Origin of the sequence: Arthrobacter sp. A5, assembly GCF_051131705.1 — a bacterium.
Taxonomy (GTDB): domain Bacteria; phylum Actinomycetota; class Actinomycetes; order Actinomycetales; family Micrococcaceae; genus Arthrobacter_M.
The window spans coordinates 3,523,852-3,536,584 of the sequence record NZ_CP180316.1 but is presented as its reverse complement, the minus strand read 5'-3'; the positions used below and the strand labels follow the sequence as shown (position 1 = coordinate 3,536,584).

Annotated in this window: 13 protein-coding genes; 8 read left to right on the top strand and 5 right to left on the bottom strand. The window is 61.6% G+C overall.

Translation table 11 applies throughout. The annotated features are described in order from the left end of the window. Nucleotides 1-225: 225 nt before the first annotated feature. Nucleotides 226-441: a hypothetical protein gene (locus tag ACLLJI_RS16680; protein WP_283562225.1), complete on the bottom strand. Its 216-nt coding sequence runs from the start codon at nucleotides 439-441 to the stop codon at nucleotides 226-228. A 175-nt stretch (nucleotides 442-616) separates the two neighbouring features. Here ACLLJI_RS16680 and ACLLJI_RS16675 point away from each other — a divergent pair, with 175 nt between their 5' ends. The 3 genes from ACLLJI_RS16675 (at nucleotide 617) to ACLLJI_RS16665 (ending at nucleotide 2,511) form a co-directional block, all read left to right on the top strand. Then, nucleotides 617-796, top strand: a complete 180-nt coding sequence (locus ACLLJI_RS16675; protein WP_283562226.1) for a TetR family transcriptional regulator — start codon at nucleotides 617-619, stop codon at nucleotides 794-796. A gap of 94 nt (nucleotides 797-890) precedes the next feature. Then, a complete protein-coding gene (locus tag ACLLJI_RS16670; protein WP_434614567.1) occupies nucleotides 891-2,198 on the top strand; it encodes an ISL3 family transposase in 1,308 nt (435 codons plus the stop codon). A 37-nt stretch (nucleotides 2,199-2,235) separates the two neighbouring features. After that, on the top strand, nucleotides 2,236-2,511 hold the full coding sequence (locus tag ACLLJI_RS16665; protein WP_434614564.1) for a hypothetical protein: 276 nt from the start codon (nucleotides 2,236-2,238) through the stop codon (nucleotides 2,509-2,511). Here the strand turns inward: ACLLJI_RS16665 and ACLLJI_RS16660 are convergent. After that, nucleotides 2,483-3,790, bottom strand: coding sequence for an ISL3 family transposase (locus ACLLJI_RS16660; protein WP_434614561.1), 1,308 nt, complete (start codon nucleotides 3,788-3,790; stop codon nucleotides 2,483-2,485). The genes ACLLJI_RS16665 and ACLLJI_RS16660 overlap by 29 nt on opposite strands. A gap of 875 nt (nucleotides 3,791-4,665) precedes the next feature. Between ACLLJI_RS16660 and ACLLJI_RS16655 the strand changes: the two genes are divergently transcribed. The 3 genes from ACLLJI_RS16655 (at nucleotide 4,666) to ACLLJI_RS16645 (ending at nucleotide 7,848) form a co-directional block, all read left to right on the top strand. After that, nucleotides 4,666-5,661, top strand: coding sequence for a Gfo/Idh/MocA family protein (locus tag ACLLJI_RS16655; RefSeq protein WP_434614558.1), 996 nt, complete (start codon nucleotides 4,666-4,668; stop codon nucleotides 5,659-5,661). 475 nt (nucleotides 5,662-6,136) lie between these two features. Continuing rightward, a complete protein-coding gene (locus tag ACLLJI_RS16650) occupies nucleotides 6,137-6,916 on the top strand; it encodes an HAD family hydrolase (protein WP_434614555.1) in 780 nt (259 codons plus the stop codon). A gap of 80 nt (nucleotides 6,917-6,996) precedes the next feature. Next, nucleotides 6,997-7,848 carry an HAD hydrolase-like protein gene (locus ACLLJI_RS16645; protein WP_434614552.1) on the top strand — a complete coding sequence of 284 codons (852 nt, stop codon included), beginning with the start codon at nucleotides 6,997-6,999 and terminating at the stop codon, nucleotides 7,846-7,848. A 519-nt stretch (nucleotides 7,849-8,367) separates the two neighbouring features. Here ACLLJI_RS16645 and ACLLJI_RS16640 read toward each other — a convergent pair. Both ACLLJI_RS16640 and ACLLJI_RS16635 read right to left on the bottom strand, forming a co-directional pair. Beyond that, nucleotides 8,368-8,730: a cupin domain-containing protein gene (locus ACLLJI_RS16640; RefSeq protein ID WP_434614549.1), complete on the bottom strand. Its 363-nt coding sequence runs from the start codon at nucleotides 8,728-8,730 to the stop codon at nucleotides 8,368-8,370. Nucleotides 8,731-9,123: 393 nt separating this feature from the next. Continuing rightward, a complete protein-coding gene (locus ACLLJI_RS16635; RefSeq protein WP_434614546.1) occupies nucleotides 9,124-9,447 on the bottom strand; it encodes a DMT family transporter in 324 nt (107 codons plus the stop codon). 185 nt (nucleotides 9,448-9,632) lie between these two features. Here ACLLJI_RS16635 and ACLLJI_RS16630 point away from each other — a divergent pair, with 185 nt between their 5' ends. Beyond that, the gene (locus tag ACLLJI_RS16630) at nucleotides 9,633-9,971 is read left to right on the top strand and encodes a transposase family protein (RefSeq protein WP_434614543.1); all 339 of its coding nucleotides are present in this window, start codon (nucleotides 9,633-9,635) and stop codon (nucleotides 9,969-9,971) included. Nucleotides 9,972-10,649: 678 nt separating this feature from the next. Here the strand turns inward: ACLLJI_RS16630 and ACLLJI_RS16625 are convergent. Further along, nucleotides 10,650-11,960 carry a LuxR C-terminal-related transcriptional regulator gene (locus tag ACLLJI_RS16625; RefSeq protein ID WP_434614529.1) on the bottom strand — a complete coding sequence of 437 codons (1,311 nt, stop codon included), beginning with the start codon at nucleotides 11,958-11,960 and terminating at the stop codon, nucleotides 10,650-10,652. Between the two features lie 166 nt (nucleotides 11,961-12,126). Between ACLLJI_RS16625 and hxlB the strand changes: the two genes are divergently transcribed. Then, entirely contained in the window at nucleotides 12,127-12,726 is a 600-nt protein-coding gene (gene hxlB, locus ACLLJI_RS16620; protein ID WP_434614540.1) for a 6-phospho-3-hexuloisomerase, read from the top strand. The last annotated feature ends 7 nt before the right edge of the window (nucleotides 12,727-12,733 follow it).

Below are 12,733 nucleotides of genomic sequence, written 5' to 3'. Positions count from 1 at the left end.
CCCCGCATGACGAGCCACAGTCCGTCCATTGCTTCGCAAGAGGATGCCGTAACCGCGCAGCAGCAACTGCCCGTGGGCTCAGGCTTTGTCCGTCTTCAGGCCGCGGCCCCCGTTTTGCTCCCGGGAGACCCGCTGGCGGACCTGCGGTGAGCATGTCGTTGGCCAATGAGACCAAACGGAAGTGATCCACGGTGACGGCCCGGCAGTGCGGCCGTCCACCGACGGTTACGAGAGTGTCTGCTCCCAGGTCTCCCCAAAGGGAACCGTGTCGCTGAGTGCGAGCGAGTACCGGGATGGATCATGGCGGGTGACCAGGATGCCGGCACACCGGTGGGCCATCGCTACCTGCCGGAGCTTGGCCTCTGCATCGTCGAGCAACTCGTAACGTTGACCGGGCGTGGTGAGGAGGACTTCCAAAGGCTCGATGGTCTGACTACGCATGATAAACAGCTTCCTTGTGATGTGTGTCACGATATTGTGAATATCCTTACATGAACAGGCGTTTAGGTCAACCGTTCATGATGAAGATGTTAAAGCTTTTCCATGGCGCAAGCAAGAGTCTTACTGTAAGGAAGTGCCCCTGTCGGGCCGAAACCAAGTGACTATAGAGTGAGCCATGCGGGTAGCCGCAGAAGACCGAAGTGAACAGTTAATTGCAGCGACGGTTGAACTGATGCGTCGTGAGGGTGTTCAGGCAGTGACCATCCGGGCCATAGCCAAAGAGGCCAATGCGCCCTTGGCTACGGCATATTATTGGCTCTTCAGAATTGAGAGTGTAGTCAGCGTTGCCACGTGAGGAGTCCGGGGCGGGAGGTTGTTTCGGTTGAGGTGAGGGCCTTGGGAGAGAATCGGATTGTCTAGATCGTGATTCCTCTTGCCTCTTGGCCCTCGTGTTCCACGCTACCTTCCATAGCCCTGACCTGACCACATTCTGCCGCCTCGATGAGCTCGGACTCGAGGCCACGGGGCAGTACCTGAGCCGCGATCAGGCCGTCCTGGCCTGCCGTGTTGTTGATCCGGATGACTGGTGCCGGAACTGCGGGAGTCAAGGCATCCCTCGGGACACGGTGACTCGTCGGCTGGGCCATGAACCCTTCGGTTGGCGCCCAACCACACTGCTGCTGAGAGTGCGCAGGTACAAATGCTCCGGGTGTGGGAAAGTATGGCGGCAAGACACGTCCAAGGCCGCCGAACCGCGGGCGAAACTCTCCCGCCGCGGGCTGCGGTGGGCGCTGGAAGGAATCGTGTGCCAACACCTCACTGTCGCCCGCGTTGCCGAAGGCCTGGGCGTGAGCTGGAATACCGCGAACAAGGCCGTCCTGGCCGAAGGCAAGCGTGTGTTGATTGATGACCGGCACCGGTTCGACGCGGTCAAGGTCATTGGTGTCGATGAGCATGTTTGGCGACACACCCGCCGCGGAGACAAGTACGTCACCGTCATCATTGACCTCACACCGATCCGTGATGGCACGGGCCCTTCCCGCCTGCTGGACATGGTCGAAGGCCGCTCAAAACAAGTCTTCGCCACCTGGCTAAAAGCACGCCCACAACCGTGGCGGCAAGGGATCGAGGTCGTTGCCATGGACGGGTTCTCCGGGTTCAAGAGCGCAGTGGCCGAAGAGCTCCCCGACGCTGTTCCGGTCATGGATCCATTCCATGTCGTCCGTCTGGCTGGGGAGGCTTTGGATAGCTGCCGCCGGCGCGTCCAGCAGCAGAGCTGCGGGCACCGTGGACGGGCCGGCGACCCGCTCTATTCGGCTAGGCTGACGCTTCATACCGGGGCGGATCTGCTCACGGACAAGCAACGCCAACGCCTTGAAACCCTGTTCTCTACGGATACGCATGTAGAAGTTGAAGCGAGCTGGGGCATCTACCAACGCATGGTTGCCGCCTACCGGGAACCAGACCGGCCCAAAGGGCGGGAGTTGATGCAAGCCGTGATCAAATCCGTCAGCACCGGAGTTCCCAGCGCACTCACCGAGCTCAGAACACTCGGGCGGACCCTCAATCGCCGGGCAGCAGACGTGTTGGCATACTTCGACCGACCAGGGACCTCCAACGGGCCAACTGAAGCCATCAATGGCCGGCTCGAACACCTACGCGGATCCGCTCTTGGCTTCCGCAACCTCACCAACTACGTCGCAAGATCACTGCTGGAATCCGGCGGATTCAGACCGAAATTACACCCTCAATTCTGAAGAGCCATATTATTGCTTTGGCAATAACGACGAGCTCATGGACGCGGCCGCCGAGGCTTGGTTTATTCACATGAGCCGCTTTTCCAGCGACATCCCGGTCCATTTGGGTCTTCGTAAGGCTGTGGAACAAGTAGCCGAAGGCTCCTGGCGCTCGCTGGAGGAAGATCCCACAAACATGCTTGCTCAGATGGAACTCATTCTGCGGGCAACACGCAATTCCGATGTCAGCCCGCTGGCCGCGAAATTTATTCCGCCTATGAATTGGAGCTGGGAAATACGGCTCTTCAGAATTGAGAGTGTAGTCGGGGTCTGAATCCGCCGGATTCCAGCAGCGATCTGGCGATGTAATTGGTGATGTTACGGAACCCGAGAGCGGAACCACGAAGGTGTTCAAGACGGCCATTTATCGCCTCAGTTGGGCCATTGGAAGTGCCAGGCCGCTCAAAGTAGGCGAGCACATCGACGGCTCGGCGTTTGAGCGTGCGGCCAAGGGTTCTGAGCTCGGTGAGCGCGCTGGGGACGCCGGCGCTGAGGGAGTCGATCACGGCTTGCATCATCTCCTGTCCGCGGGAGCGGTCCGGTTCCCGGTACGCGGCGATCATGCGTTGGTAGAGGCCCCAGCTCGCCTCGACTTCGACATGCGTATCGGTGGAGAACAAGGTTTCAAGGCGGTCGCGTTGCTTTTCGGTAAGCAGATCCGCCCCAGTATGCAGCGTCCGCCTAGCCGAATACAACGGGTCTCCGGCCCTTCCGCGGTGCCCGCGCGTCTGCTGCTGAACTCGCCGCCGGCACGAATCCAGCGCCTCCCCAGCCAAGCGGACCACATGAAATGGATCCATCACCGGAACGGCATCAGGGAGTTCCTCGGTGGCGGCACTCTTGAACCCGGAAAACCCGTCCATGGCGACCACTTCAACCCCGTCCCGCCACTGCTGTGGGCGTGCCTTCAGCCAAGTGACGAAGACTTGTTTGGAGCGGCCTTCGACCATGTCCAGGAGCCTCGATGGGCCGGTGCCGTCCCTGATCGGAGTCAGATCAATGATCACGGTGACGTACTTGTCCCCGCGGCGGGTGTGCCGCCAAACATGCTCGTCAACACCGATGACCTTCACACCGTCGAAGCGGTGTTGATCATCAATCAACACACGCCTGCCCTCGGCCAGGACAGCCTTGTTCGCGGTGTTCCAGGTCACGCCCAGGCCCTCGGCAACACGGGCGACCGTGAGGTGTTGGCATACGATCCCTTCCAGTGCCCAGCGCAGCCCGCGGCGGGAAAGTTTCGCCCGCTGCTCCGCGGCCATGGAGGTGTTCTGCCGCCACACGTGCCCGCACCCGGTGCAGCGGTAGCGGCGGATACTCACCAGCAGTGTGGTCGGGCGCCATCCGAAGGGTTCATGGCCCAGCCGACGAGTCACCGTGTCCCGTGGGACTCCCTGGCATCCGCACCGGGAACACCAGTCATCGGCCTCGGTGACGCGGCAGGCCAGGACGGCACGATCTGGGCGCAGGTACTGACCGGTCACCTCAAGTCCGAGCTCATCAAGGCGGCAGAATGTGGTCAGGTCAGGGCTGTGAAAGGTAGCGTGGAACACGAGGGCCTTGCGGTAGAGGAATCACGATCTAGATAATCTGATTCTCTCCCAAGGCCCTCACCTCAGCTGAAACAACTTGCCGACCCCAGGCTCCTCACACTGCAGCCCCGACTACACTCTCAATTCGGAAGAGCCGGAAATACATTCTCTTCCGCGGCCAAAAACAGTGGTGATCAGTGCTGGCGCATAGCCTCCCGACGCTGGTAAGGTCCTTCCTCATGGTCTTCGAAGGAGCGGCCATTCAATACCTGGCCGACCCGACGGCTACCGATCACCGCGCACAGTTCTTCATGATGGTGATGCACTCCTGATCAAGGCCGGCGACTAACCCTGACGTTGCAGGGCGCGCCACGGAGGTGACGTCCCACGGTTTTAAGGCCCTTCGTACTTGGCGTTCCAATGCCGCTGTGCGCCGTGGTGGTCGAACGCCCTTACTTGGTCTTAGGTATGGTTGGCGGGTTTGTTCCGCTATGGACGGTGACCGCATGCACCCACAGCCGCACCTCGGACGATCTATATTTCTGTTTCTGGGAGGGCTCTTGGGGTGCTACTTTTGTTGTGTTGGCTGATCCAGCCTTGACTCAGCCAACCTACGGGTAATGAAATAGCATCCGATAGCTCGGCAGTTGGCTGCATTCGAGAATTCTCCAGGGGCTGATCCTTGGAATGTGACACTTGGATCCAGTTACCGTTTTTCCCGCAGCGTTAAGTTGCATTCCCTGCTGGGTCGCGACTGCTTTAAACCCTCCAAGCCACCGCGCGGGAAGAGCGCTCCGGTTCTATGGACATTTAGCGTTGCGATATCCCAGCCAATTAGCGCTGCGGTTCACAGTACCCTTCTCAGGCGGGGTAGGTTGTAAAAAAAGGAGAGTTCAATGAGTGAGAAATTGCGTTGGGGCGTCCTGGGCAGCGCCCGCATCGTCCGCAAGACAATTCCGGCGTTGCAGGAAACGAAAAACGGTCAGGTCGTAGGTATCGCTTCCCGCACCGAGGAAAAGGCCAGGGAGTACGCCGAGAAGCATGGCATCCCACAGGCGTTTGGCTCTTATGAGGCGCTGCTCGCTTCCCCGGACATCGACGCTGTCTACATTGCGCTGCCAAACGCACTGCACCTCGAGTGGATTCTCAAATCCTTGGACGCAGGCAAGCACGTCCTCTGTGAGAAGCCTTTGGCGATGAGCGCCGCCGAGTGCGAGGAGATTACGCGCAAGGCCGAGGAGACCGGGCTCAAAGTCCTGGAAGGCTTCATGTACCGTTTTCACCCGCGTTTCGAGAAGCTGCAAGAGCTGCTCGCGGCCCATGCGGTGGGCACATTGACGTTTGTCCACGTCGGTCACTCTTTCGATGCGGGCGGGGACGACAACATCCGCTGGTATAACGGGCTCGGAGGCGGCGCACTTTTCGATACGGGGTGCTACTGCGTCAACGTGAGCCGGATGGTCGCGGCGCAGGAGCCCACTCGAGTCTCCGCCTTTGGCAACTACCGCGACGCCAACGACGGAGGTCGAATTGACGTCAGCATTGCGGGCATGCTGCGCTTTCCGGGCAGCGCAACCGTGCTTTTTGATACCGGCGTGAACCTCGAGCGCCGCAACTTTTTGGAACTCACGGGCACCGGGGGCCGGCTCTACCTCGACAATCCTTTTGGACTCTTGGAGGAGGATTCGATCCTGGAGGAGCATCACTTCGGGCAGGACACCATCCATCACGAGGTCAAGGGTGAAAACCACTTCGTACGGATGGGCGAACACTTCGCCGACAGCGTCCTAAACGGTACGCCGCTGCGCTACGATGTCACGGACGCGGCAAACAACGCCCGGGTGTTGGAAGCTCTCGACAGGGAAGCGCGGAAACAAGAGGCGGGCGTCTGAACCGAGACCCCTTTCTGGCGCTGGCCCAGGCGTTAGTTAAAGACTTTGCCGCTCGGGCCGGAGACGCCGACCGCAAAGCCGGGTTTTCGGCCTTCCCGATGGCTGCCACGATTGCGTTGATCCCATCGCCCGGGCAGGCAAAGACTTTATCCACTCCCCATTGCAGAAGCCGATCCAGCCAATAGTCCCCAGCTGTTGATGATGCCACAGCCAATCTTCCTTTCGGACATCCTCGGGCAGACGGGCCCTGGAGAACTTCCCTTGAGGCGAGAAGCGTGAGCCTGCAGGAGGCAGTCCCAGGATTTTTCGGCGTCGTTCCACCCGAGGAGTCCTCCTAGAGGGCTTGGCGCCAATCACTGTTCGAATCCTCATCAACCCCCCCACATGAGGGCTAGATTTTTCTTCGAACGGGGATTCCACAGGCGATAGGGACGAAATCCATGCCGGAATGCGGAGAAAGAAAGACGCCGCATCTATGACCCACTTCAATGACCGCACCATCCTTGTCTCCGGGGCCTATGCCGCTGAGGTGAGCGGGCCTTTGCGACCCGTGATCGGGCAGACGTTTGACGCTGTCCTGTTCGATATGGACGGCACCCTCATAGACTCGACCCCCGCGGTGCGTCGGGCCTGGCTCGCGTGGTGTGCCGAACGTAAACTAGATCCATCGTTCCTGGACGGCGCCCACGGCCAGCCGGCCCAGGACATTGTGGCTTCCCTGGTTCCGACCGAAGAGTTCGACGAAGCCTTTGAGCGCATTCAACAAATCGAAATCGCCGAAGTCGGCGGCATCACCGTCCTTCCCGGAGCCGCCGAAGCGCTCTCCGCCATCGGGGAATATCGCAAAGCGATTGTCACCTCGTGTACGCGGTCCCTGGCCGCGGCACGTATCACGGCTTCCGGGCTGGTGCCACCCTGCGTGGTAGTCACCTTCGACGACGTCGTACGCGGCAAACCGGACCCCGAACCTTTTGCGCTCGGCGCCCGGCGGCTGGGTTTCGACCCCGGCCGCTGCCTCGTCGTCGAGGACGCAGCGGCTGGCCTGCGCTCCGCGCATGATGCCGGGTGCACGACCCTGGCCGTGGCGGGTACACACGCAGCGGCGGATCTGAGTGCGGATCTCGTCATTACCAGCCTGGTTGAGCTCGGATTCTCGGCAACGGCCAGCGGCATCCACGTCGCGCGGCTTACGTCCCGAGGCGGGAAATTCCACCGGCTGCAAACATCGTCCGCGGAGGGCCCGTCCATGTCCTGAAGGTATTTCAATGTCATCGATGACATCGTCACCGGGGCATGGATGCTGGCCGGACGCCGGGACTGTGGGAAACTGTCGACGTGAGTATTGCTGCGCCCGCCGCGTCCGACGACGGCACGACCCCCGCCACGCCGCCAGACGGCCCGCTTTCTGGATCCGTCCCACCGGGTACCGGCCTTTTCGACGCCATCCTTCTTGACGCCGGTCTTTTTGACGCTGTCCTGTTTGACCTTGACGGCACGCTTGTCGACCCGGCGGGAGGCATCACCGGTGGCATCGCCCATGCGCTGCGGACCGTGGGCCTGCCCGCGCTCGCGCCCGCGGAGCTGGAGAAGATGGTCGGGCCCAAGCTCGCCGACGCGCTCGTGTCGATTGCCGGCGTGCCGGAACCCCTGGTGGGCGAGGTCATCGCCACGTACCGCGCCTGGTATGCCGGGGAGGGGATGGCGATGTCGAGGGTGTACCCGGGCATCGGCGAGCTGCTCACGGAACTCCGCGCTGCGGGCCTGCAACTGGCCGTGGCCACCCAGAAGCCCGAGCCGCTGGCCCATACGCTGCTGACCCACCACGGGCTGGCCGATTCCTTTGACCTGATCTGCGGATCGCACGCTGACGAGACGCTCATGCCCGGCGCGCCGGGGTACCGGGCAGACAAGACAGGGGTCATCGCCGCTGCGCTCGAAGGGCTGGCCGGACATGCCGGGCCACACGCCACAGCGCCCCGCACCATCATGGTGGGGGACAGGCACCAGGATGTCAACGGTGCGCGCGCCAACGGCCTGGACTGCATCGGCGTCTCGTGGGGCTTCGCCCCCGACGGCGAACTGGCGGCGGCAGGCGTTGCCGCCGTCGTGCATTCCTGCACGGAACTGGGCCGGGCGCTGGGACTGGCCCCCGCCGGAACGGGGGAGGGCGGCCGCGGTGCTCTATGACCTCGCATTCATCGACTTCGACTTCCCGGCTCAGCAGGGCCCGTTCCGGTGCCACCTGGCACGTCGGAGCTTGTGCGGCATCGTCCAGGCCGTCTCAGGTGAATCCGTCGGGCAGCGGCACCCCAGACGATAGTCCAGGCCAGCCTGCTCATCAACAACCTTGGCCTAAAACTCCAGAATTGACCGCGGGAAATCTGACTGTCCTATGCTGCCAAGCTACACCTGAGCAAACCGGATAGGCACTACGTCCGTTATGGGCGCTTGAAGTCAGCTCCTTCACGGTGCCAGTGGTTACCGAATTTCCGGTATACCTCAGTTTGATTTGACGGACGCTTAAGCGAGGTATTTGGTTGCACGAGGGCTGCTCATCGACCGACTTGGCGTTGCACATCAGATTGTCCCAAGTTGAGATAAACAGAAAATCCGGTATCCACTGTCCGCACTGGGAAAGCCCGCTCACGGTCACAACCGGTCAGACCCGGGATGTACCGCCGGGCCTGACCGGCAGAGTTGCCGCGGTTAGGGCGTGAATATCACAAAGAACTTTCTGATCCGTTCTTGGATCTCCCAAGTCCCTCGCCACCCAATTGGGAAGACGGCGGCACTTCCGGCCTCCAGAGTGACGGCTTCACCGTCATCCTCCGTGACCACCATGCGGCCTTCAAGGACGTGAATCACCTCACCGCGCTCTAAAAACTCCCATCGCGAGAGGCCTGGTTCGGCTTCCCAGACTCCAGAGAGGATGCGTGAGTCGTCGCTGGTAAAGGGAATGGCTATCCTCGTAGGAATCTCTTTGCCTATCACCTCGGCCAATGGGGGGCCGAGTAGGGATTCGTCTAGCTCCGCTTCGAAGAGCTCGCTGGGCTGGAAGGTTATGCTCATTTGGATTTACCTTTCTGCTGCTACTCGCCGGTATCGTCTCCGGCGGGCTGGTGGTGATGGCCGCGGCTCGATTAAGCAGCGATTGAACCTTCAATCGTCAATGGGAAGGGTTTGGTCATGGCGGTCAAATTCACTTCTCCTCCTCCAAAGATGGGCCTATCATCCATCGTCCTGACATTTGCAGTCAGGGGAAACGCTCATCGGGACGGTTTAAACTACCCTTTCGGTTAGGCCACCGGGTAGATCGTCACGTACGTCGGCTGAACGGATGAGCCCTCAGCATTCGCTGCCCCTTGCAAAGGTGACCGAGCCTATGCTGGGCGCGCGGAGCCTGGACGAGCCGACCCCTGAGCGTGTGGAGCTGGGGTAAAGGCTTCGGGACTGGCCCGGCGGTCAGTGGCTTTGATCGACCATCTTCAGGCCGATCACGCAGCCCACCAGCCCGAAAATGAGCAACACCTTGATCACTGAGCCGGCCTCGCCGCCAAAGATCATGGCGTAGCTGACGGTGATCGCGGCCCCGATGCCCACCCATACGGCATAGGCCGTTCCGGTGGGGATTTCGCGCATGGCCACGGCCAGGCCAGCCATGCTCATCAGGATGGCGACGGCAAAAACTATGGTCGGCCCCAGTTTGCTGAAGCCCTCGGACTTGCCCAGGGCAGTGGCCCAAACAGCTTCCAGAACACCAGATGCCACAAGAATGATCCACGACATAACTATTAACCTTCGGCTCTCCTGACAGAAGTGTGCGTCAGGATTTCTGTGGTAGGAGGGAAAGCATGGGCAACCCGGTAGGTTTGGAAGTTCTCACACAGCCTTGATCGTTCCGGAGTTACCCATGAGTGCTACCACTCTACTCAACCGCGGCCTGGATCTGCCCCGGAGTCAGGGTGACGGATGTGGATGTTACACCGGGCGCCCCGGTGACTGTCACCGTGGCGTTGAAGGCCCGCAAGCGCCTCGGGTGCCCGCACTGCGGGTTCAACACGGTGGCGGGCTATGACACCCGGTGGAGCGAATCCTCCTGGCGGCATCTGGATGTCTCCGGGGGGGGGCCGATGATCCTGCGGATGCTCCTGCGTCGGCTGCGGTGCCCCACGCGCGGTGTGGTGGTCCAAGGCGTACCGTTTGCCCGGGCAGAGTCCCGGTTCAACACCGATTTCGAGGATCTGGTCCGGGTCGCTACAGAATTTGTCATTTTCAGCGGTGTGGTGACGCTGTCGCGCCGTGGGGGTTGAAAATGCGGCCGTGGCTGGCTCCCGCCCCTGTCGTTGAGGTGATGGTAGGCGAATATTTTTTGTCTGTTGCGGTTGACGCCGTTTCTTCTTGGTGTCGAGTTGGAGCCTGTTTTTCCGCTGCGGGTTAGACCCCTACATGCACCATTCCGGCCACAAGAACCGCCAGGCACCGGCGGCACTGAACGAGGCTGCATCGAAACTTATGGTGCCCTGCTCGGGACACGAAGCCATTCGCGATAACCTTGAGGTGGCACAGCCAGCTGAACGGGGGTGGACCGGTCGCTCCTACCACTCCTTCCTATTTCCAACAAGCGCCGTTTTGGTCGTAACGCCAATGGACAGGACCCGTGTTGGTCCTGCCGCATGTCATACCCGAGGCAGGAATCTTCGACTGACAGAGCGCTTGGTCCCGCCGACGCTATCTGGTCCGTCTTCCAGCCCGAGTGCTATGAGACAGGTACTGGAAGATTCATTGCCTCTAGACGATTTCTACCTTGTCTGTCACGCGACTGATGGTCCCGATGCCTGAATCCTGACCTACGGGACCAGCGATCAGCGCCGTAGGGATGACCCGCTTCGTCCCGGGTGTGCTGGCCATGATCGGTCACGGCCTCGTGGCTATTGCCCGGTGTCTCGTCGGGGCACGGATTGTCCCGGTGCCGCCGGGCCGTTGCACTGTCATCGGAGTCCGTGGTTGTGTGCCAGGGCGATGGCCTCGGTGCGGGAGCTGACGTCGAGCTTCTTGAAGAGGTTCCGTACATGGAACTTGACCGTGTTCTCGCTGATGCCCAGTGTTGAGGCGATGGTGCGGTTGCGTTGTCCGGCGGCTAGGTGTTGGAGCACTTCGAGTTCGCGGGCGGCAAGGTTCCATCCGGCGATATCCCCCCGGGCCGGGCGTGTCGGCGGGTCCAGGGGGAGTGTGACGAGGACGTCTGCACCCCAGCCGGGCATCACGTCGATCTGCAGGTGTCCGGTGAGCGCTTGGACCCGGCGGTCCAGGCGGCTGATGCTCGGGGCGTCGGCGGCGAGTGTGCCGCCGCCGTCGTCGCGTACGTTGATCAGCAGGTTTTCGCCGTCGCAGTCCCACTGCGTCCGGATTCTGCTGACGTCGGGTTGTTCCATCATGGCCAGTACAAGTCCGCGGACGACGGCCCGTGCGGCGTGGGCAACTTCGCCGGGCAGGGCCCTTCCATTTAGGGGTGGTTTGATGAACTCGACCTCAATGCCGCTGAAGCGCGTGAGTGGTCGCAGGTCCTCCCGCAGGCGTTCGAAGGCTGTGGCGACGGGCTCTTCCACCAGGTCCGTCGTGCGGTCGCTGAGGGTGCGGAGCCCGATCAAGGCTTTGGCGGTGAGGTCGGTGACGGTGGAGCGGGCTGTTGCATTGTCCAAGGAGGTTGAGCGCAGGGCTGCCAGGAGGGTCTCCAGGGTCGTGGAGTGCAGATCGGTCAGTTCCGCCGTCACGCGGACGCGTTCAGCTGAGGCTGCCCGTGATTCCAGCAGGTATGACGGCGGCGCGTCGGCTACTTTCTCCTGGATCCGCCGGGCAGCAATGCGCCACAGATACGTCACCAGGTCCAGCCCGGCGTTGTGCCCTGGATCGGCCGGGTGCGGATCCGTGAGGACGAGGAGGGCGTGGCTGGGGGCGTGTTTGAGGGCGAGTACGGGGCGGGGCCGGCCGGCGAGCTCGGCTTCCCCGAACCAGGGTGTCTCATCCGAAAGGGCAGCGCGAAGCGTGTCAAGCTCGGCGATGGAGACCCGGGAAATGATTTCTTCCTCGCCAGCCTTCTTCTGCGGGCGCCCCGTGCAGTCTTCGGTGAAGATGACCAGCGCGCTGCTTTCCAGGTAGGGGAGCGTGGCATCACGTAGTCGCTCCGCGATCTGGGTCAGGGGGGCATCGGCCAATGCTGCCACCTCCTGCAAGAGCGGCCACGGCAGGTCTGGAAGGGGCTTGGTGGATTCTTTCAGTGGCTGGTCGGTGGCTGCGCTCATCTGGGTAGTCTACCGGGGGCGGGAATGTCTGGCCAGTCCTTAAGTGTAGTCAGAACCGTCAGAAAACAGTGTTACCCCTACCCGTTTGTTTCGGGATCATGGATATCAACCAGAATCATCCGTTCGGCCGTTACAGGGCCGATGACCGAACCGAAGGGGACCAATCGTGAAGCCGACCGCAGAAGCGACGCCTACCGTGCACAGTACCGCAGATGACATTGTCCGTAATCTGTCCCTCGTCAGGGACGAGATCGCGGACACGGCGGCCCAGATTGATGAGCAGGAGATGGCCGGCCTGGCAGGCCACCTCGGGCAGACGGGTCGGGTGTTCGTTGCTGGTGCGGGCCGGAGCGGGCTGGTCCTGCGGATGGCGGCCATGCGGCTGATGCACCTGGGCCTGACTGTCCATGTTGCCGGTGATACCACTACTCCTGCGATCAGTTCCGGTGACCTGCTTTTGGTGGCTTCCGGGTCGGGGACGACTTCGGGAGTGGTTAATTCGGCGGAAACCGCGGCGAAGGCCGGGGCGCGGATTGCCGCGTTCACCACCAACCCGGATTCTCCGCTTGCTGGTCTCGCCGACGCGCTGGTGATTATTCCTGCCGCCCAGAAGACCGACCACGGCTCCAGCGTTTCCCGTCAGTACTCCGGGTCCCTCTTCGAACAGGTGCTTTTCCTCGCCACCGAGGCCATCTTCCAGTCGTTGTGGGACAACGCCGATGAACAGGCCGAACAGCTTTGGCTCAGGCACGCCAACCTCGAATAATCGAGGC